The sequence below is a fragment of the Sphingobacterium sp. WM genome (assembly GCF_029542465.1).
GTDB classification, from domain to species: Bacteria; Bacteroidota; Bacteroidia; order Sphingobacteriales; family Sphingobacteriaceae; genus Sphingobacterium; species Sphingobacterium cellulitidis.
Genome location: NZ_CP120709.1, coordinates 476,560 through 496,461, shown reverse-complemented (window position 1 = coordinate 496,461; position 19,902 = coordinate 476,560). Strand labels below are relative to the sequence as shown.

At 38.8% G+C, this 19,902-nt stretch carries 19 protein-coding genes; 12 read left to right on the top strand and 7 right to left on the bottom strand.

Going from position 1 to position 19,902, the window contains the following annotated elements; translation table 11 throughout:
• Positions 1–72: 72 nt before the first annotated feature.
• The 3 genes from PZ892_RS02195 to pdxA form a co-directional block, all read right to left on the bottom strand.
• Entirely contained in the window at positions 73–651 is a 579-nt protein-coding gene (locus PZ892_RS02195; protein WP_094280264.1) for a hypothetical protein, read from the bottom strand.
• A gap of 76 nt (positions 652–727) precedes the next feature.
• Entirely contained in the window at positions 728–2,131 is a 1,404-nt protein-coding gene (locus PZ892_RS02190; RefSeq protein ID WP_094255545.1) for an HD domain-containing protein, read from the bottom strand.
• Positions 2,132–2,201: 70 nt separating this feature from the next.
• Entirely contained in the window at positions 2,202–3,257 is a 1,056-nt protein-coding gene (gene pdxA, locus PZ892_RS02185; RefSeq protein ID WP_182498007.1) for a 4-hydroxythreonine-4-phosphate dehydrogenase PdxA, read from the bottom strand.
• Positions 3,258–3,395: 138 nt separating this feature from the next.
• Here pdxA and rsmA point away from each other — a divergent pair, with 138 nt between their 5' ends.
• Genes rsmA through PZ892_RS02170 form a run of 3 tightly spaced genes read left to right on the top strand, consistent with a single transcriptional unit; the run spans position 3,396 to position 6,269 of the window.
• Positions 3,396–4,175 (top strand): 16S rRNA (adenine(1518)-N(6)/adenine(1519)-N(6))-dimethyltransferase RsmA, encoded by a 780-nt coding sequence (gene rsmA / locus PZ892_RS02180; RefSeq protein WP_094255547.1) that lies wholly within the window; start codon positions 3,396–3,398, stop codon positions 4,173–4,175.
• Position 4,176: 1 nt separating this feature from the next.
• Entirely contained in the window at positions 4,177–5,331 is a 1,155-nt protein-coding gene (locus tag PZ892_RS02175) for an FAD-dependent monooxygenase (protein WP_220476605.1), read from the top strand.
• 11 nt (positions 5,332–5,342) lie between these two features.
• Complete coding sequence (locus PZ892_RS02170) at positions 5,343–6,269, top strand: NAD(P)-dependent oxidoreductase (protein ID WP_182498006.1); 927 nt, start codon at positions 5,343–5,345, stop codon at positions 6,267–6,269.
• On the opposite strand, the gene PZ892_RS02165 is transcribed toward PZ892_RS02170, so the two are convergent.
• Positions 6,258–7,109, bottom strand: coding sequence for a hypothetical protein (locus PZ892_RS02165; protein ID WP_182498005.1), 852 nt, complete (start codon positions 7,107–7,109; stop codon positions 6,258–6,260). The genes PZ892_RS02170 and PZ892_RS02165 overlap by 12 nt on opposite strands.
• 191 nt (positions 7,110–7,300) lie before the next feature.
• Here PZ892_RS02165 and acs point away from each other — a divergent pair, with 191 nt between their 5' ends.
• Complete coding sequence (gene acs, locus PZ892_RS02160) at positions 7,301–9,217, top strand: acetate--CoA ligase (protein WP_182498004.1); 1,917 nt, start codon at positions 7,301–7,303, stop codon at positions 9,215–9,217.
• Between the two features lie 105 nt (positions 9,218–9,322).
• Here acs and PZ892_RS02155 read toward each other — a convergent pair whose 3' ends face one another.
• The gene (locus PZ892_RS02155) at positions 9,323–10,405 is read right to left on the bottom strand and encodes a metallophosphoesterase (RefSeq protein ID WP_182498003.1); all 1,083 of its coding nucleotides are present in this window, start codon (positions 10,403–10,405) and stop codon (positions 9,323–9,325) included.
• 144 nt (positions 10,406–10,549) lie between these two features.
• On the opposite strand from PZ892_RS02155, the gene PZ892_RS02150 reads away from it, so the two are divergent.
• From PZ892_RS02150 to mnhG, 7 genes are read left to right on the top strand one after another with little or no spacing between them, the layout of a single operon-like run.
• A complete protein-coding gene (locus PZ892_RS02150) occupies positions 10,550–12,859 on the top strand; it encodes a putative monovalent cation/H+ antiporter subunit A (protein WP_182498002.1) in 2,310 nt (769 codons plus the stop codon).
• Positions 12,860–12,863: 4 nt separating this feature from the next.
• Entirely contained in the window at positions 12,864–13,277 is a 414-nt protein-coding gene (locus tag PZ892_RS02145) for a Na+/H+ antiporter subunit B (RefSeq protein WP_182498001.1), read from the top strand.
• 3 nt (positions 13,278–13,280) lie between these two features.
• The gene (locus PZ892_RS02140; RefSeq protein ID WP_094255554.1) at positions 13,281–13,637 is read left to right on the top strand and encodes a Na+/H+ antiporter subunit C; all 357 of its coding nucleotides are present in this window, start codon (positions 13,281–13,283) and stop codon (positions 13,635–13,637) included.
• Positions 13,634–15,151 (top strand): proton-conducting transporter membrane subunit, encoded by a 1,518-nt coding sequence (locus PZ892_RS02135; protein WP_182498000.1) that lies wholly within the window; start codon positions 13,634–13,636, stop codon positions 15,149–15,151. Before PZ892_RS02140 ends, PZ892_RS02135 begins: the two co-directional genes overlap by 4 nt.
• Entirely contained in the window at positions 15,148–15,624 is a 477-nt protein-coding gene (locus tag PZ892_RS02130; protein ID WP_094255556.1) for a Na+/H+ antiporter subunit E, read from the top strand. The genes PZ892_RS02135 and PZ892_RS02130 overlap by 4 nt, the downstream gene beginning before the upstream one ends.
• Positions 15,621–15,893 carry a monovalent cation/H+ antiporter complex subunit F gene (locus PZ892_RS02125; RefSeq protein WP_094255557.1) on the top strand — a complete coding sequence of 91 codons (273 nt, stop codon included), beginning with the start codon at positions 15,621–15,623 and terminating at the stop codon, positions 15,891–15,893. The genes PZ892_RS02130 and PZ892_RS02125 overlap by 4 nt, the downstream gene beginning before the upstream one ends.
• Positions 15,886–16,302, top strand: a complete 417-nt coding sequence (mnhG, locus tag PZ892_RS02120) for a monovalent cation/H(+) antiporter subunit G (RefSeq protein ID WP_094255558.1) — start codon at positions 15,886–15,888, stop codon at positions 16,300–16,302. The genes PZ892_RS02125 and mnhG overlap by 8 nt, the downstream gene beginning before the upstream one ends.
• Here mnhG and PZ892_RS02115 read toward each other — a convergent pair whose 3' ends face one another.
• The gene (locus tag PZ892_RS02115; protein ID WP_182497999.1) at positions 16,303–17,403 is read right to left on the bottom strand and encodes a lactonase family protein; all 1,101 of its coding nucleotides are present in this window, start codon (positions 17,401–17,403) and stop codon (positions 16,303–16,305) included.
• 172 nt (positions 17,404–17,575) lie between these two features.
• Between PZ892_RS02115 and PZ892_RS02110 the strand changes: the two genes are divergently transcribed.
• Positions 17,576–18,961 (top strand): peptidylprolyl isomerase, encoded by a 1,386-nt coding sequence (locus PZ892_RS02110; RefSeq protein ID WP_094255560.1) that lies wholly within the window; start codon positions 17,576–17,578, stop codon positions 18,959–18,961.
• 65 nt (positions 18,962–19,026) lie between these two features.
• On the opposite strand, the gene PZ892_RS02105 is transcribed toward PZ892_RS02110, so the two are convergent.
• On the bottom strand, positions 19,027–19,887 hold the full coding sequence (locus PZ892_RS02105) for a nuclear transport factor 2 family protein (protein ID WP_182497998.1): 861 nt from the start codon (positions 19,885–19,887) through the stop codon (positions 19,027–19,029).
• Between the last annotated feature and the right edge of the window lie 15 nt (positions 19,888–19,902).

The window sequence follows — 19,902 nt, the reverse complement described above, 5'->3', positions numbered from 1 at the left end:
TCCAGCTTTATATCAAAAAAAATAGATGATAGATAGCTCTATCATCTATTCAAAAATTTTATCTATTATTTCTTAATAATCATCTTGATTAGACTTGTTCGATTCTCCTTCTGACTCTTCACCCTCCTCATCATCAAACATATCATAATCATCCTCCTCATCTACTCCATACTCTTCAGTTTCCTCTGGCACGAAGTCATCATCATCGTCTTCTTCCGCTGTAATTGGAAAATTCGCCGCTGTTAAATTTCTTGGAGCTTCCCCAACTTTCTTGAAGATAGCTGGATATTCTTTGCCTTCCTCCTCTTTCAAAATCTTTATTAATTCAACATGAAAATCATAAGGACGGTCAAAGTTATACGTGTAATAGAATTTCTGATGTGGATCATCAATAAATTTACTTAAACGGATCTCCTCAACATTCAATACGCCAGATGCTTTTTTTCTGTCATTTGGCAAATAAGCAATTTCAGTCCCTTTCTTCCATTGATCATTACTTACGTAAAAGGATGAAGAACGCTCCAGTTCATAGCCTGTAGTTTTCTGAATCTGTGTGTGTAAATCCAAAAATGTACTTTTTGAAGGCATGTCAATTTCCCTGTAAACATCCTCGTAGTCTTCAAAAGTTATTCTAAATCTATAAATCGCCATGTTAATAAAATGTATTTAATAGGACTAGCTTTAATTCAAGCTTAAAATTACATATTTTTTTAAAAAATCAATTCCTTCAAACCTTGGTTAAGCCCAATGTTTTTCCTTTTTCTACCATAAAGGCTAGAGCTTCCTCACGCGAATTAGGAATATCACCCTCTAGGATCGCTTCTCGAATTGCCTTCTTGATCATACCGACATGCTTCCCTGGCCCAATACCAAAGGTCTCCATAATGTCCTCACCATCAATAGGTGGCTGCCAATTCCGAAGGTGATCCCGCTCTTCAACGTCCTTCAACTTTTGCTTAACTAGCTCAAAGTTATCCCGGTATTTTCGTTTTTTGTATTCATTTTTAGTTGTTACATCAGCATGACATAACAGCATCAAATCATCAATGTCATCCGCTGCTTCAAAAAGAAGCCTACGAACCGCTGAATCCGTAACGATATCCTTCGCCAAAACAATCGGCCGCAAATGAAGCATCACCAGTTTCTGGACAAACTTCATCTTCTCATTCAAGGGCAGCTTAAGTTCAGCAAATAATTTAGGAACCATTTTCGCTCCTCGGTCTTCATGCCCGTGAAATGTCCAGCCCACTTTCTTATCAAACCTTTTCGTAGCTGGTTTCGCAATATCATGCATAATCGCAGCCCAACGAAGCCATAGGTCATTTGACATCTCTGCCACATTATCCAAAACTTCCAAGGTATGATAAAAATTATCCTTATGCCCTTTTCCATCAACGTATTCCACACCGTATAACTGATACATGGCCGGAAATATTTTCTCCAATAAACCTGTATCAAATAAATACTTGAAACCAATGGATGGCTTTTCCGCTAAAATAATTTTATTTAATTCGTCGGTGATTCTTTCTTTAGAGATAATTTGAATCCGATCTGCTTGTTCACAAATCGCATTCAATGCTACCCCGTCTATCTTAAAATTTAGCTGAGTAGCAAAGCGGATTGCACGCATCATCCGAAGAGGATCATCGGAAAATGTAATATCTGGTGCTAAAGGGGTTTTGATTACGCGATTCTGGATATCATCAACGCCATTGAATGGATCTATCAATGCTCCATAATCACTTTCATTCAGTGAAAATGCCATCGCATTGATTGTGAAATCACGGCGATTTTGATCGTCTTCTAAGGTTCCATCTTCCACTATTGGCTTTCTGGAATCTTTACGATAGGACTCTTTACGAGCTCCCACAAACTCCACTTGTAAGCCCTCGTATACCAACATCGCGGTACCAAAAGACTTATAAACAGCAACTTTAGTATGTAGTTTTTCTCCTAATTTATTCGCAAAATCAATCCCACTCCCTAGAACAAGGATATCGATATCATCCTTAAATGGTCGGCCCATAATCCGATCACGAACATAACCGCCAATCACAAAACAGGAAACCCCTTCCTGATGGGCTAATTCTCTTATTATGGAAAATATGGGATGACTTAAATTCTCACTCATAGCAACAAAGTGCAAAAGTAATGAATTTTATAGTAAACAGATGGACGCCTATGTAAAATCAAATAGGAACTTAGTCCCTATCTTTCGATAATCTACGGAAAGCCAATGGGTTTTCGGTTAAAACTTCTTGCTCTCTACGTCTATTTACAATATGAACGGCCTCAAATATCGCCTCTAAGAAGGAAGCATGGGATGCCAGATTCTTTCCAGCAATATCATATCCAGTACCATGGTCTGGTGAAGTACGAACAACTGGTAGTCCTGCCGTAAAGTTAATTCCATTGCGTGAAGCAATATGTTTAAATGGTATTAGGCCTTGATCATGATACATGGCCAATACTGCATCGAATTTAGTGTAAGCATCGCCTGCAAAAAATCCATCTGCAGGAAAAGGTCCAAAGCAGAAAATATCCTCCTCATTAGCCTTCTCAATCGCTGGTCTGATGATATCCTTATCCTCCGTTCCTATCAACCCATCATCGCCAGCATGTGGATTTAATCCCAACACAGCAATCTTTGGCTTCTGAATCCAAAAGTCCTTCTTCAGACTTTCATTCATCATTCTCAATTTATGTAGAATGCTATCTTCGGTGATGGAAGAAGCAACCTCCTTCACAGGAATATGTCCAGTAACAACACCTACTCGAAGCTCATCACTGACCATAAACATCAACACATCCTTCGCCCCAAAAGCAGCTTGCAAATACTCCGTATGGCCAGGAAAATTAAAACCTTCCTGTTGAATATTATGCTTATTGATTGGCGCAGTAACCAACGCATCAATTAATCCGGCTTTTAAATCCTCAGTAGCTTTCTCTAGGGAGATGAAAGCATATTTTCCACCAATTTCATTCTGTTCGCCCAAGGTTATCTTTACATCTTCCTGCCAACAGTTGATCATGTTTGGACGCTTTGAATTTGCCTGATCTGCAGAATTAATCACATTAAAACTGAAATCATTCACGCCAATTGCCTTCCGGTGAAATGAAGCAACCTTCGTATTGCCATAAACTATGGGTGTGAAGAAATCCATAACGCGATTATCCATCAATGATTTAATAATCACTTCTAAACCGATTCCGTTAATATCACCTACTGAAATGCCAATTTTTAGTTTTTCACTCATCGTCAATGCTTTTAGATACAGTCAAAAATAGCAAAAAATCATAAACATTAGGGCTCATTTGCTATTAACATGCAAATGGAAGCCCATATTGAAATCCTCCTGTCTTAAAAAACACTATCTTTGTGTCAAATATTCTCTATGAGTTCTGTACGCGCAAAAAAACATTTAGGTCAGCATTTCCTTAACGATAAAAATGCAGCACAACGAATTGTTGAAGCATTAACTCCTTCCTTGGGATTCAATCAGGTATTGGAAGTTGGACCAGGTATGGGCGTACTATCAGATTTCCTCCTTCAAAATCAAGCATACGAAACTTTCCTGATCGATGTGGATGATGAATCTATTGAATATTTAGCTGATAAATACCCTGAACTTGGAAACCGATTAATTCATGGTGATTTTCTAACCCTGGATTTCAATAAATATTTCGGCGAAAAAATGGCTGTTATCGGCAACTTCCCTTATAATATTTCCTCGCAAATCTTATTTAAGGTCCTTGAAGAAAGAAATCGGGTGATCGAAATGGTTGGCATGTTTCAAAAAGAAGTCGCTGAACGTTGTGTCGCAAAACCTGGAAGTAAGGAATATGGCATTCTAAGCGTCTTTTTACAGGCTTATTATGATGTTTCCTATCTCTTTACAGTGAAAGCTGGAGCATTCAATCCACCGCCAAAAGTACTTTCCGGTGTTATGAGAATGGTTAGAAATAACCGTGAAACCCTTGATTGCGATGAAAAACTTTTCTGGAGAGTAGTGAAAGCTGGCTTTAATCAAAGAAGAAAAACATTGAGAAATGCCCTTTCAGCCGTTGTACCGAAAGATAGAATGAGCGATAATCCACTTTACGAATTAAGAGCTGAACGCTTAACCGTACAAGATTTTGAAATCCTAACAAACGAAATTTCTAAAAGCCTCTGATATGGACAACATTAGTGAATTTAGCATCATTGGAGCCGGTGTCGCAGGTCTAACGACAGCAATTGCCCTCCAAAATCTTGGTCGTGAATTCACTCTCTTTGAAAGATCCAAAGTTATCAAAGGTATTGGCGCAGGATTTGGCCTTGCAGCAAATGCAATGCATGCCCTCGATTATATCGGAATTCGACAAGAAGTCGAAGAAATCGGATATTACATGGACTCCTTTGCCATTCTAGATCAAAAAGGAGATATTTTGGTTAATCCCAACACCAAAAAAATATCCGAAACCTATGAGCAGAAAAACTTTGCCATACATCGTATTGATCTACACCAGTATTTACTTTCCAAGGTAAATCAAGAATCGGTTTTTGCTGGTAAAAAAGCAATTAAATTCGAACAACAGCAAGATTATATAGATGTATTTTTTGAAGATGGATCTATCCATAGAACAAAATATCTTATCATAGCCGATGGTATAAAATCCCCACTTCGGCAACAATTAATTCCAGGGTCAAAACCTCGATATGCTGGATATAGTTGCTGGCGTGCTACAATTGACAACTCTCAATTAAAAATCCAGAAAGGATCTGAAACCTGGGGACATATGGGTCGATTCGGATTATCGCCGATGGTAAATGATAGGGTCTACTGGTATGCCTGCATTAATGGGCCCCAACAAAACCCTGATTTTAAAAGTTATCAAGTCCAGGATCTGAAGAATCAATTCGCAGACTATCATAATCCTATACAGGAAGTTCTTGACAACACCCAAGATAAGGACTTAATATGGAGCGATATTATTGATATCAAACCCCTCAAAAACTTCGCTTTTGGAAACATTCTGATTATTGGTGATGCCGCACATGCTTGTACCCCCAACATGGGACAGGGAGCCTGCCAAGCCATGGAAGATGTAGCCGTTCTTTCCAAAGAATTAATGAAAAACCAATCTGTTCTCCAAGCCTTCGAAACCTTCGAAAAGAAAAGATTGGCCAGAACAAAATATATCACAGACACCTCCAAATTCATAGGTGATGTGGCTCAATGGGAAAATAAATTCCTAATTTCAATCCGAAATAAACTCATGAAAATAATGCCCGACAGCATGAACCAAAAATCATTGCTCAAGGTGTTTAAAGAAGACTTCATGAAATAATAGTATCCATTATGAACATTTTAATAGTCGACGATATACACGAAATCCTCTTGCAGAAATTAGATAAGGCTGGGATATCCTATTCTTATCAACCAGATTTCACTAGAGAGCAAGCTGAAGAACAAATTCCAAATTTTGACGGATTAATCATTCGTTCGAAGTTTCAGGTCGATAAGGAATTTATTGATATAAATCCTAACCTGAAAATGATAGGCCGTGCTGGTGCAGGAATGGATAATATTGATGAAGCCTATGCGGCGAGCAAAGGGATTTTCTTGATTCCTGCTAATGAAGGCAATCGTGATGCTGTAGGTGAACATATGATTGGAATGCTGCTCAGCCTGATGAACAACCTGAATCGTGGAAATAGAGAAATTCGTGAGGGTCAATGGAATCGTGAAGAAAATCGCGGCTATGAATTAAAAGGTCGAACCGTAGCTTTAATCGGATATGGTCATAACGGTCAAGCAATGGCGAAAAAACTCTCTGGCTTCGATGTCAATGTGATTGCTTATGACAAATATAAAACTGGTTTTTCTGACCAGTATGCAACAGAGGTTTCTATGGAAGAGGTTGTCCGCCGGGCGGATGTATTGAGTTTCCATATTCCACTTACCCGTGAAACAAAAGGCATGGTGGATGATGAATATCTATTCCATTTTAGAAAACCTATCTTCTTCCTAATGGGAGCTCGTGGAGGAATAGTCAATGTTCCTGCGGTTATCAAAAAATTAGATGAAGGAAAAATAATCGCGGCAGCTTTTGATGTCTTGCCTGTGGAGAAATTTCCAGCATTGGGAGAACAATCTTGGTATCAAAACCTAATCGAGAGAGATAATGTCCTTTTAAGTCCCCATGTGGCCGGATGGACTTTTGAAAGTTATTTCAAGCTTTCTGATGTTCTAGCCGATAAGATTATTGCTTTTCTAAATCAATAACCACACAAAGAACCACTGTAACACCAGTGCGAGATCCAGTAAATAAACATGGTGATAGTGCTTTTCTTTCGAAAAGATAATAAATCGGAACATAATCAGGATCAACAGGGTTGTTATCAGCAAAGCTATCCGCACTGCCCAGGTATTCGGCGACAAAAGAATCAGAATCAAGTGAAATACGCCTATTCCATAAGATAGATTAATTGCCCTTTGCTTTCCCAAGAGAATCGGAACCGTCTTCAGGTTATATAAACTATCTTGTTCATAATCCCGGATATCGAAAGGCAATGTACAGAGGACTAGGAATACGATTTTTACAAGTCCAAGATAGTTTGCCTGATACCAATCAATATTGGCGCCATTGGCATACAACTCCACGACCGGCAAGCCAACACTACTTAAGGACCAAACCAAGGCTATATAAAAAACCTTTAAGCCCGGAATCTGACGCATACCCACCCATTTACCCTTTACTTTCAGCAATGGCACTGCATAAGCCAAACTTATCACGCCTATAAACCCCAAGAAAAACAAAGTCAATAGATGTACCTGAAAAAGTGCCCAAATGGTTATCACAGTAGCTATAGCACTTAACAACCAAAACAACCACATATTCTTACCGATCCATCTGGTTCTTTGAAATGGAGATTTACTCGGATCCTTTGGCAAGGATAGATACAAACTCAGGTTATATAATAACAGGGTTGTTGCACCTTCTATCACAAGAATCGGGTCATTGACCGGTAGATTCAGAATATAATAGGTCAAGGCACATTGAGCAACTGCTGCAAGCGCAATCAATACATTCGTATGAACCAAAAAGTAATACAGTCTTTTCAAAAACCTTGTCATTGTAACCTAACAATTGCTGTCAATATTTGTTCCTAGCCTATAAAAATTAGTATTTCAATCGAAAAAAAATTAAATTAGCTATACAGGTCCTTATTTTTTCCGCATTCAATAACTAATTGACCGAATTAAATAATTTCCTGATGTAAAGATAATGTAGACCTATAATTTTTAAAAAAAAGATGAATTTTCAGCTTAAATCTTTTGACGAGTATCAAGAAGCTTACAAAAGAAGTGTAGAAGAACCAGAAGCTTTCTGGGGGGATGTGGCGGACCATTTCTTTTGGAAAAGAAAATGGAACAATGTACTTAAATGGAATTTTAAAGATCCCGATATAAAGTGGTTTGAAGGTGCTAAGTTAAATATTACTGAAAACTGCCTCGATCGTCATATCTATAAATTAGGAGATCAACCTGCAATCATCTGGGAACCTAATGACCCCAATGAAGCGCACCGCGTCTTAACCTATAAACAACTGCTTCAAAAAGTAGAGCAATTCGCTAATGTTCTTAAGAATAACAATATCCGCAAAGGTGACCGTGTTTGTATTTACTTACCTATGGTACCTGAATTGGTTATTGCGGTTCTAGCTTGTGCACGTATCGGTGCAATTCATAATGTGGTATTTGGTGGTTTCTCGGCACGTTCAATCGCAGATAGAATCAATGACGCAGAATGTAAATTAGTGATCACTTCTGATGGCGGTTTCCGTGGTCAAAAGGTTTTGGAACTAAAATCCATCGTGGATGATGCATTAATGCAATGTGATTCTGTTGAAAAAGTAATCGTATTGACCCGTACTCGTACGCCGGTTTCTATGATCAAAGGTCGCGATGTATGGTGGGAAGATGAAATCAAGAAAGTCGAAACCCAAGGTAATCCAGCTTGTCCTGCAGAAGAAATGGATGCTGAAGACACCTTATTTATTTTATATACTTCCGGGTCAACGGGTAAACCTAAAGGTGTAGTACATACTACAGCTGGCTATATGGTCTACACAGGCTATACCTTTGCCAATACTTTCCAATATAAGCCGGGAGAAGTGTACTTCTGTACAGCGGATATTGGTTGGATTACTGGTCATAGTTATATTGTTTATGGACCACTTTCGCAAGGTGCTACTTCATTGATGTTTGAAGGTATTCCTACCTATCCAGACGCAAGTAGATTCTGGGATATCGTTGAAAAATATAAAGTAAACATCCTATATACAGCGCCTACGGCAATCCGTTCTTTAATGGCTTTTGGAGATCAGTACTTGGAAGGCAAAGATCTTTCATCGCTCCGTATTTTAGGAACGGTGGGAGAACCAATCAATGAGGAAGCATGGAATTGGTATCATGAAAAGGTAGGCCATGGAAAATGTCCTATCGTGGATACCTGGTGGCAAACAGAAAATGGTGGTCACCTGATTACGCCAATCGCTGGCATTACTCCTGAAATTCCAGGTTATGCAATGCTACCGCTTCCAGGGGTACAACCATGTTTAATGGATGAAAATGGTGAAGAAATCGAAGGAAATGATGTATCAGGAAACTTATGTATCAAATTCCCTTGGCCAGGTATGCTCCGTACGACTTGGGGCGATCATGAACGTTGTAGACAAACTTATTTCTCTACCTATTCGGATATGTATTTTACAGGTGATGGTTGTTACCGTAGCCCAGAAGGATACTACCGCATCACAGGCCGTGTCGATGATGTGTTAAATGTGTCTGGACACCGTATCGGAACCGCTGAGGTAGAAAATGCCATCAATATGCACTCCGATGTGGTAGAATCCGCAATCGTAGGCTACCCGCACCCTGTAAAAGGTCAAGGGATCTATGCTTATGTGATTGCAAACCACCATATCGATGCTGAGAAAACACGTCAGGATATCTTACAAACTGTAACACGTATCATCGGGGCAATCGCTAAACCGGATATTATTCAATTCGTAACGGATCTTCCTAAAACAAGATCTGGAAAAATCATGCGTAGAATCTTGCGTAAGATCGCTGAAGGTGAATTAAATAATCTTGGCGATACTTCTACCCTGCAAGACCCAACTGTTGTTGAGGCTATTATTGAAGGGTCTAAAGAGATGAAAAAATAAGACCTGATTTTAGGATCTTATCAGAATAAAGGAGAATAATCTCCAAAAAAGAACCCCGTCATTGAATGTGACGGGGTTTTTATATACTATTTAATTCTTACAACTTTAATCCAAAGAAAACTCAAACTCTTGATTTTTTTCTTTTTTATACGCTAGGTTTTGTGTTGCAGGAGAAATCGCAAATAACGGTGAGAAAGTTTTCACTTTTACGGTCTTTCCATCTGGCAAGAATTCCAAGTATCTCAACCAACCATCACCGCCATTGCCAAACCATCCACCGCCCATTGCCTGCGCATTAAAGGTCATCTGTGTAACGGTCTTTCCTGCCGCATTCTTATCCTGTCTGAAACCTATATGCCCTTCAAAATCATCAGGAGCACCTATATGTCCAGAAAATACCATGCGTATATTCTTGGATGGTTTTACAAGTTTTTCAAAAACAGCCGCTCCATAGTTGGCATCCTCAATCTTGTACCCTTCCTTCTTGATATGATTACTATTTCTATCCAGATAGGTATGAGTCAATAAGATAACATCATGATTTTCATATTTCGCCTGATTCAAGGTTTTCAAAGCCCAATCTAGAACTTCATTGCGTGGAGCAAATTCCAACACTATAACCAAAAGTTTTTTGGGATGTGGCGTTTCAAACTCAAAAACTGCATTTACAGCAGTTGAATTTCCATTTAATGCAGGACCAATCTCTCGCAAGGCCTTTGCATTAAATCCATTCTGCTCCGCAGAGAAGTACTTATCAAATTGCGTAGACCTATATTCAGCGCTGACATGACCATAATCATGATTTCCTGTCGCCAAAACATAAGGTACTCGATTATCTAATTTCCGAAATGCTTCACTTGTATTGGTCCATTGCTGCTTACTATTTTGGTTAGCCGCTTTTGTATCCGGATTTAATAAATCATTTTGCTCCACCAAATCTCCGGTACATAGTACAAATTGGGTGTTTAAAGAGTCAACATTCTCCCGAATCCAAGAAGTCATCAAATTTAAAATCCCCACATTCCGATCATATTTAACATAGGTTTGCGGGTCCGGAACTAAAACTAAAGACCAGGATTTACTGTTTGTTAATTTAGGTTTTACATAGCCTTGCTGGGCCATACCTGAATGCGATAAAAATAAAAACCCAAAGAGCAGGGTTAAAATTGAAATAGGTTTAGAATTCATAATGATTAATTATTGACTAGTTAAATTTAAAAAGAAAAGAGGATTTTTTTCGAATTGCATTAAGTTTTATCAATTTGGAGGCGAGAAAAATGCCTGTTTTTTATTATTTTTAGCCGAATCCCATAATACTATAAGAAAGCGCCCATGTTATTTACGATACTTCTAGGTTTGATTTCTTCAATTTTGCTAATCCCATTTGGCAAAAGACTAAAATCATCTTGGAGCATCCTTATTCCTCTGATTCCAACTGGTCTATTCCTGTATTATTTAGGATATGTCCCTAAAATAGCAGATGGATCAACTTTTTTTCAAGCAATAAGCTGGGTTCCTTCCTTAGGTGTGGATTTCAACCTTAGATTAGATGGACTTTCGCTCCTATTCTGCTTACTAATTACCGGAATCGGAACAGGAATATTCTTCTATGCCAGAACCTACTTAAAAGGACACCCCTTTTTCGACCGCTTCTTCGGCTATTTATACTTGTTTATGTCAGCCATGCTCGGCTTGGTGCTCTCTGACAATATCTTTTTATTATTTATCTTTTGGGAATTGACGAGTATTAGTTCTTTTTTCCTGATTGGGTTTAATAATGATCAGGAAGCCTCCCGAAAGAGTGCCATGACGGCATTGACCATAACGGGCATGGGTGGATTTTTTCTGCTGGCCGGATTAGTATTGATTGGCAATGTTGCAGGAACTTATCAAATATCCGAACTGATTCAATACCGCGATGTCATCCTTAACCATCCGCAATATCCTTTAATTTTATTCTTAATATTTATAGGCGCATTTACGAAATCTGCGCAATTCCCTTTCCATTTTTGGCTACCTGGAGCCATGAAAGCTCCAACTCCAGTCTCTGCATATTTACACTCCGCGACCATGGTAAAAGCCGGGATTTATCTCCTGGCAAGATTCTTCCCCATCCTGAGTGGAACAGAATTATGGACTTACAGCCTGACTGGAATCGGTGGATTTACAATGCTATATGCTGCAATACATTCCCTTTTCAGGGTTGATCTTAAAGCTATCTTAGCCTATACGACCATTTCAGCACTGGGAATGCTGGTTTTCTTATTGGGGGTAGGGACGAAGGAAGCTGTCATTGCAGCCAGTGTTTTTATACTGGTTCATGCGCTATACAAAGCAACTTTATTCCTGGTAACAGGAATTATCGACCATGAAACTGGAACACGCGATATTACTAAACTCGCCGGATTAAAAAAGGTCTTGGGTCCTGTTGCCATCGCGGCAGTTTTAGCAGCTCTTAGTAGTGCCGGATTACCATCCACCTTCGGGTTTATCGGAAAAGACCTTATTTATGAAGCAACTTTACATGCCGAAAAAAATTGGGTCCTGATCCTAACCATTATTGCTGTAGCGACCAATGTTTGTTTGGTTGCAGCAGGCTTTATGGCAGGAATTAAACCTTTCTTTGGTCAATTACCATCGGAATACGAAAAACTCCATCTTCCCTATAAATCCATGTGGATTCCTCCACTGATCTTAGGTTGCCTAGGATTACTATTCGGACTATTACCAGGATTGGTGGGTGATTTATTAAGCAAGCAAACTGCCAATAGCATCTTTGGAGCCGATACAGAAATGCACCTCGCTATATGGCATGGGTTCAATACGGTGCTTATCCTGAGTTTGGCAACATTAGCTGCCGGTACAATCCTGTACTTCGCTAACAAACCAAGCCTTTTAAGACTTAATAAGATAGAAAAACTTCAGGGGATTTCCCCTCAGCGAATCCTGACCGGATACAGCAATGATATTGTTAGGTTTGCCGATTGGTTCAGCAACTTCTTTCATAATGGCTACCTGCGGTCCTACCATATGAAGATTATCCTTTTTGCAGAAGCCTTGCTGATCTATAAATTATGGCAAAGTGGGCCTATTCAAATCGATTTCGATAACCTCACGCCACTTACAATTTATGAAGTAGCCGTAGTTATCATCCTTTTGGGAGCCTTGATTATCGTTGTAGCAACCCCATCCCGACTTACTTCGGTTGTAGCCATGAGTGTTATCGGCTACTGTATCTGTTTGATGTATGTCTTCTATAGTGCACCTGATTTAGCCATGACCCAATTTACAATCGATACCCTGAGTACGGTATTATTTGTATTGGTTCTCTATAAACTTCCTAGCTTCTTGAATCTAGCCTCCAAACGCGAAAGATATCGTGACAGCATCGTCGCATTAGGCTTTGGAGCAATTCTTTCTATTATCGCATTAAAAGTTCTTTACGAACCTATTTCAACAGAAACAAGTGATTTCTATGGTGAGAATGCCTATATCCTCGCGAAAGGAAAAAATGTGGTAAACCTGATTCTTGCCGATTTTAGAGGAATTGATACCATGTTTGAAACCGTGGTATTGGGAATTGCCGCACTAGGGGTGTATAGTTTATTAAAATTGAGATTAAAATCGTCAGAAAAGGAATAAGGATATGCGCAGTATAATATTACAAACAGCAACACGATATTTGCTACCCATCTTACTTTTATTTTCCTTCTTTCTATTATTAAGAGGGCATTATTATCCTGGAGGAGGCTTTGTAGGCGGACTAGTGGCTTCTATTGCCTTCGTATTACACAGCTTTGCCAATGGTACGGAATCGACCATGAAGATATTGGGCAGGAAACCCTTGTCCCTGATTCCAATTGGATTAGGAATTTCTGCTGTAAGTGTGGTTATGCCTACTTTCTTTGGATTACCACCCATGACAGGACTATGGTGGGAAGAAAAAATTCCAGTAATAGGAATGATCGGCTCCGCCCTATTCTTTGACCTAGGAGTTTACCTCGTTGTGATTGGCGTGGTATTAACTATTTTATTCACCATTTCTTTAACGAAGGATTAATCCATGGAACTACTACTTGTACTTGTTTTAGGTTTCTTGTATGCTGCCGGAGTATACCTCATCCTTCGAAGGAGTATGGTAAAATTATTATTAGGAATTATGTTGCTTGGAAATGGAACCAATATCCTGATTTTCCTATTGGGATCCATTACGAAAGGCAAACCTCCAGTTATAGATACGGACCACAATGTCTTTCAAGATATTTATGCCGACCCTATCCCTCAAGCTTTGATATTGACAGCGATTGTAATCAGCTTCGCATTGACAGCCTTCGCGATCGTACTGTTAAAACGTGTTTATGCTTTAGTGGATACTGATGATTTAGATGACTTAAATACGCCGGAAGAAGAAGATATATGATCGATAACCATATTTTAGCCCCAGTTTTCATACATCTTTTCACGGCCATTATACAATTAATTGCCTGGAGAAAAACCGTATCTCAACGTTTCCTCAGTGTGGGTGGTGCCTTTATTGGACTATTGATCGCCATCCGATTATTCGCTAAGGTTTATTCTGAAGGATCCTTGCATATGAATGCCTCCAATTGGGAACCTCCATTTGGTATTGTATTCGTCGCGGATATGTTAAGTACAACCATGGTATTGCTGACCTCTATTGCCGGATTCGCAGTATCCATATTTTCATCCGTAGGACTTAGCAGACAAAGAATGCTTTATGGGTACTTCCCAATCTTCCATTTTCTCTTAATGGGCTTAAATGGAGCTTTCCTAACCGGTGATATCTTTAATCTGTATGTTTGGTTTGAAGTGGTAATCATCTCTTCCTTTGTACTCATGACCCTTGGAGGAAGAAAGGCTCAATTGGAAGGTGCTGTAAAATATATGGCCATGAATATTCTGGCCTCTACCTTCTTCCTGACCGGAATTGGTATTCTATACGGGATTACCGGCTCATTAAACATGGCGGATCTTTCCTTAAAGATTAGGGATTTTGACAATCAGGCTCTGGTAGGAATCACCTCCATCTTTTTTATTCTAGGTTTTGGTATTAAATCCGCAGTTTTCCCACTCTATTATTGGCTACCTTCTTCCTATCATACCCCGCCTTCAGCAGTTGCCGCTACTTTCGGCGGTCTCTTGACGAAACTTGGAATCTATGCCATTCTGAGGGTATTTAGCCTCATCTTTATTCCAGACGAGTTTACCAGAAACCTATTTATGGTCCTTGCTGTTTTAACGGTGATAACAGGTGCTTTCGGAGCATTGATAAAAACCAATATTAGAAGGATGTTTTCTTATTTGATTGTCTGTCACATTGGTTTTATGCTGGGAGGTATCGCCATGTTCAGTAAGATAGCATTGATGGGAACCGTGTTTTATCTAATCCATGACATCATGGTGAAAACCAATATGTTCTTGATTGCAGGTTATATCCGACTCGTCCGAGGAACCATGGATATGAAAAAATTAGGTGGACTTTATAAGGATTATCCTTTGATTTCCCTGGTGATTGCATTGGTGCTCTTTTCTCTAGTTGGAATTCCACCATTATCAGGATTCTGGCCTAAAATCTACCTGTTCCAGGAAGCATTTGTGGATAAACAATACTTCTTTATTGCGGCATTGATTATCGGAAGTTTGGTAACTCTTTATGTAATAGCAAAAATGTGGGCAGATGTCTTCTGGAAGAATGTACCTGAAGATGTGGTAGTCGAAGATAAGTTCAAAGAGCTGCCTTTATTTAAGAAAATATTATTGGTATTGCCTATATTAATACTATGCTCAGTGACGCTATACATTGGTTTTAATGCCGAGAATATCATCACCGTGGTCGATCGAATTACAAATGAATTGTTGGACACTAGCCCTTACATCCGTACCGTTTTGGGCGATAAAGCTTTTGAACAATGATCAAGTTTTTTTTAATGAACCTCTTGCTATCCTTTATCTGGGTAGCCCTGACGGGTTCTCTCTACTATTCTAACTTTATCTTTGGCTACTTGCTTGGCTTTGGAGTCCTATGGATCATGAATAGAAATGAAACCGATCAACGTTATTTCTATAGGGTACCAAAAATCATAAGCTTTTTCTTTTTCTTCTTATTCGAATTGATCAAGGCTAATATTCAGGTGGCTTACGATGTAATCACCCCAAAATATTTCTTTAAACCGGGTATTGTCAGATATCCAGTGAATACTACAACGGATTTTGAAATCAATATTTTGGCAACTTTTATCTCCTTGACACCAGGAACCTTGATTATTGATATCAGCGATGATAAAAAGGCGATTTATATCCATGTCATGTATTTAAAAGATGAAGAGCAATTTATCAGGACTTTAAAAACAGGGGTTGAACGAAAATTATTGGAGATATTACGATGAGTTTAGAAACCTATTTTGATTTTGTCATTCTGCCCATATTAACCATTTCGGTATTATTGGTCTTTATCCGTTTGTTTAAGGGACCATCCGTAGTGGACCGTGTTATGGCACTAGACCTTATCATTACCATTGGGATTGGAATTATTACCGTATATAGCATCCGTCAGGAACAGGAAGTCCTTTTGGATGTCTCTATTATTCTAGCTCTGATTGCCTTTTTGGGGACTATCGCCTTTTCCTATTACATAGAAAAACAACAAGATGATTGATATTATTCTCGCCATATTAAGCACCGTAGGTGCCTTATCCATTCTCTTTGCATCCATTGGTGTATTGAGAATGCCTGACTTTTATTTAAGATTATCCGTAACAGTAAAGGCATCCACCTTGGGTGTGGGCTTATTACTGATTTGCGCAGCTATTATGTTCCCTGATGATGTGTCAGTAACCACTAAATCTATTGCCATCATCTTCTTCCTCCTACTTACTGCGCCTATCGCAGCCCATATGATCGGAAAAGCAGCCTATTTTATCGGAATCCCACTATGGAAAGGAACAGTAGTCGATGAACTAAAAGGGATGTACAATAAGGAGACTCACTGTTTAGAAAGTGATCCTAAAAAGGCAGATAAATCTGCACACGACAATATTGCCCATACTGATGATGCAACAGATTAATTAGAAGATGATACAAACGGGCTTGGAAGCCTTGATCCGCTTTCCGGAATCAGTAAGCTTTCCAGTCTTTTGATTCCTGTTGAAAACAACAATCTCATCCGTCAATTGATTCCCTACTAATACAAAACGCTCATCCGGACTGAAATTAAAATTACGAGGTCCTTTCCCTAAAACTGAATTCACTTCAATTCTTCTCAATTTACCGGATTTACTAATCGCAAAGGTTGTAATTGTATTTGCGTCAATTCGATCTGTAGAATATAAGAATCGACCATCTGAAGATACCTTCAAATCAGCAGCTCCACTTTTTCCTTCAAATTCTGGCGAACGCATCGAAATAATCTGATAAGATTCCCAAACGCCATTTTTCTTTTTGAAACTTTCGATATCCCCAGTCATTTCCATCAATGAATACATCAGCTTACCATTCGGATGAAACGCAATATGTCTCGGACCTCCACCTAGGTTCACATTGATTTTACCTTTTTCAGCAAATTGAAACTTCCCGCCATCAGTTTTTTGGATGTCTAGAATATATATTTTGTCTCCTCCCAAATCAGATACATACAATAAATTATCTGGACCAAAAAAGGCAGAATGAATATGTGAGGACTCTTGACGAGCTTTATTTACACTACTCCCATTATAAATCTTTGTATCGTCTTTGGATAAGATCTCCCCATTCGGAGATAGTTGAAATAAATCCAAAGCACCCCCAAGATAATTAGATACTACTGCGAAAGTTCCATCCTTTCCTATAACCACATGGCAAGGAGCAGAACCACCAGAACCTAATTTATTTATAAATGTCAGTCCATCCTTGCCCAAGGAGAACGAAGAAAGTGACTGACTACCATCAGTCATTTCATTGGTCGCCAACAAAAATTTATCAGTCCTAGCAATAAAGGAAGGATTTGCGGTACTTGTCTCTCGAACCAAGCTGGCATCTCCAGTTTGGGTATCAAAACTAAACTCGTAAATCCCTTTACTACCATCCGCTGAAGTGTATGTGCCTACGTAAAGTGGCACCTGATTGGATTGTGCGTTCAATAATGTGACGTTCATCAAAAGAAAAAAGAAGAATAATACAGGTCTGTTCATCTGTTAAATATGGTTAAATCGCCCGAAGTTTAATGCTGTTTAAGTAATTTAGTCCGAATATATTAGCCAGACTTAGGTATTAATACAATTATTACGATATAAAAGTAGAAAAAAGGCATAATATTTAATAATTTTGCGATTGAACTTTAGATTTAGCGTGACAACACATAACATGAAGAACTTTTCAAGTTTACTTATATTAATTTTATTAGCTTGTTCATTTCAAGCTAATGCTCAAGAAAAACTGATTGATCGCGTGGTGGCGACTGTGGGTTCTGGAATTATTTTGCAATCAGATGTTGACATGCAATATTCTCAGTATTTGGCAAATGGAGGTACCCCTTCCGATGACTTCAAGTGTACCGCATTACAACAGTTGATTATGACCAAATTGTTATCTCAACAAGCGGTCTTAGACTCTGTAGAAGTATCCGAATCTGAAGTTGATGACCAATTGAACGCCAGAATGCGTGAAATGACTCGTCGTGCCGGTGGTAAAGAAAGATTAGAAGGGTTCTTGAAACGCTCTCTATTACAATATAAAGAGGAAATGAGACCTGTTCTTTCGGAACAAATCAAAGCTGAAAAATTCCAAAATACAATCATCAGTAAAATCACGGTTACTCCTCAAGAGGTAAAAAAATACTTTGAAGGACTAAATCAAGATAGCTTACCAAAATTCAACACCGAAGTTGAAATTGGAGAAGTTGTCATCTATCCGGAATTAACCAAAGAAGAAAAAAATGTATTTAGAGCTAAAGCTGAAGGTTATCGTCAGCAAATCCTTGATGGAACTGATTTCGGTACGGTAGCTCGTTTCTATTCAGAAGACCCAGGATCTGCCGTTCAAGGTGGTGAATTAGGCTTTGCTCCTCGTGAGAACTATGTTAAAGAGTTCTCAGCAATGGCATTTAGATTAAAAGAAGGTGAGATATCTCCAGTATTTGAAACAGAATATGGATTCCACTTCTTACAAGTACTGGAACGCCGCGGTGAAGAGGTAAATGCTAGACATATCCTGGTAACAACAAAACCAACAACTGCTAGTCTAGACCGTATCAAAGGAAAAATTGATTCCATCTATGACAAGATTGAAGGTGGAAAAATCCCTTTCAGTTCGGCTGCAACATTATACTCAGACAACAAAGAAACAAAGTTCAATGGTGGTATGGTTATCAACCCCCAATCCCCTTCAAGATCAACTTTAATTCCTGTTGACTTATTGGAAAAGGAAGTATTCATGGCTATCGATAGCTTAAAAGAAGGTCAGTTATCAAGACCTTACCAATTCCAAGATCCAAGAACTGGCAAATCTGGCTATAAAATCTCTTACCTTAAAAAGCGTATTCCGCCGCATGAAGCAAACTTAGAACAAGACTTCGCTAAGATCCAAGAGGCAGCGCAAGAAGATAAAACGCGTAGAAGCTTAAGCGAATGGTTCGAAAAGAAAACTAAAAATACATTCGTACATATTAATCCTGAATTTGCAACCTGTGATGAATTACAAATGTGGATTACTCCAACATCAAATAATTTAGCAGCTTCAAAAGAAGATTAATACAATAACAGGTATAAAAATAAAGCCCGATCAAATGATCGGGCTTTATTTTTTATATCTTGTTCTTATCTTTCAAACATCATTTCTAGGATAACCTTCCATTGAAATTCATCGGTCAATTGCCAGATTCGGATATAGCTAAACTTTACAACTTTATCCTTATGTCCTACCGTTGCTGTACCCGAGGTATAAGCAAACTCACCACTGTAAGCTCTTCCTACTTCTGTAGGGTCAGTATCAATTTCAATCCGTTCCTTCTTTAAAAAGGCGATAACATTGTCTCTACCCTCAATTTCATTCTGCCAAGGAAAATAAAACCTCGCATCATCCGCCAAAAACTCATTATATCCAGTTTTCGTATCTGCTTTCAAAATGGTCGAAAACAATTCGTCCGTTTGTAAAACAACTTCTTCTCGTTGTTCAAGACGTTTTACCGAACGGTGTTTTAGATAGTTTTTATCGTCTGGCTCGTAGTATTCCAAAGAACTTGCCTTTTTCTTACCGTAGTTTTCAACTTCGGCACGTAAATGTGCCCTCCAATTACCTTTTCTATCCCGATGCCAAACCGTTAGGTATTGACCATAGCGTTTGATAGCACCCATCTTCTGGAATTCTATCGGGCCCGAAGTAACTCCCCAGTCCAAACTTCTGGAAACTAAGGCAAAATTTGGGTTCCAGGATAAACGATCTGGTAAGTTTGGTCTATTGTCAAGGTAATTTGCCGCATTTACAGGCGAAGGAACCAAGAATGTGGTTTGCTTATCAACAATATATTTAAGTCCAGCATATGGACTTTCATTTTTAGAAAGGTTAGCAGCTGTTCTATCAACCGAAAGAAGTCCCCCTACCTTCTCAGGTAGTTGGGCAAAACTCGAAAAAGAAATTAGCGTTGCGGCTAAAAGAGTTAAGCCTTTTTTATTAATCATTCTTTTAATTTTTAC

Excerpts from the sequence above, each read along its gene's own strand:
- PZ892_RS02130 (WP_094255556.1), top strand. The coding sequence starts at position 15,148 with ATGATCAAGTTTTTTTTAATGAACCTCTTGCTATCCTTTATCTGGGTA.
- PZ892_RS02110 (WP_094255560.1), top strand. The coding sequence starts at position 17,576 with ATGAAGAACTTTTCAAGTTTACTTATATTAATTTTATTAGCTTGTTCA.
- rsmA (WP_094255547.1), top strand. The coding sequence starts at position 3,396 with ATGAGTTCTGTACGCGCAAAAAAACATTTAGGTCAGCATTTCCTTAAC.
- pdxA (WP_182498007.1), bottom strand. The coding sequence starts at position 3,257 with ATGAGTGAAAAACTAAAAATTGGCATTTCAGTAGGTGATATTAACGGA.
- PZ892_RS02140 (WP_094255554.1), top strand. The coding sequence starts at position 13,281 with ATGGAACTACTACTTGTACTTGTTTTAGGTTTCTTGTATGCTGCCGGA.
- PZ892_RS02195 (WP_094280264.1), bottom strand. The coding sequence starts at position 651 with ATGGCGATTTATAGATTTAGAATAACTTTTGAAGACTACGAGGATGTT.
- acs (WP_182498004.1), top strand. The coding sequence starts at position 7,301 with ATGAATTTTCAGCTTAAATCTTTTGACGAGTATCAAGAAGCTTACAAA.
- PZ892_RS02115 (WP_182497999.1), bottom strand. The coding sequence starts at position 17,403 with ATGAACAGACCTGTATTATTCTTCTTTTTTCTTTTGATGAACGTCACA.
- PZ892_RS02135 (WP_182498000.1), top strand. The coding sequence starts at position 13,634 with ATGATCGATAACCATATTTTAGCCCCAGTTTTCATACATCTTTTCACG.
- PZ892_RS02145 (WP_182498001.1), top strand. The coding sequence starts at position 12,864 with ATGCGCAGTATAATATTACAAACAGCAACACGATATTTGCTACCCATC.
- PZ892_RS02150 (WP_182498002.1), top strand. The coding sequence starts at position 10,550 with ATGTTATTTACGATACTTCTAGGTTTGATTTCTTCAATTTTGCTAATC.
- PZ892_RS02170 (WP_182498006.1), top strand. The coding sequence starts at position 5,343 with ATGAACATTTTAATAGTCGACGATATACACGAAATCCTCTTGCAGAAA.
- PZ892_RS02175 (WP_220476605.1), top strand. The coding sequence starts at position 4,177 with ATGGACAACATTAGTGAATTTAGCATCATTGGAGCCGGTGTCGCAGGT.
- PZ892_RS02190 (WP_094255545.1), bottom strand. The coding sequence starts at position 2,131 with ATGAGTGAGAATTTAAGTCATCCCATATTTTCCATAATAAGAGAATTA.
- mnhG (WP_094255558.1), top strand. The coding sequence starts at position 15,886 with ATGATTGATATTATTCTCGCCATATTAAGCACCGTAGGTGCCTTATCC.
- PZ892_RS02125 (WP_094255557.1), top strand. The coding sequence starts at position 15,621 with ATGAGTTTAGAAACCTATTTTGATTTTGTCATTCTGCCCATATTAACC.
- PZ892_RS02155 (WP_182498003.1), bottom strand. The coding sequence starts at position 10,405 with ATGAATTCTAAACCTATTTCAATTTTAACCCTGCTCTTTGGGTTTTTA.
- PZ892_RS02105 (WP_182497998.1), bottom strand. The coding sequence starts at position 19,887 with ATGATTAATAAAAAAGGCTTAACTCTTTTAGCCGCAACGCTAATTTCT.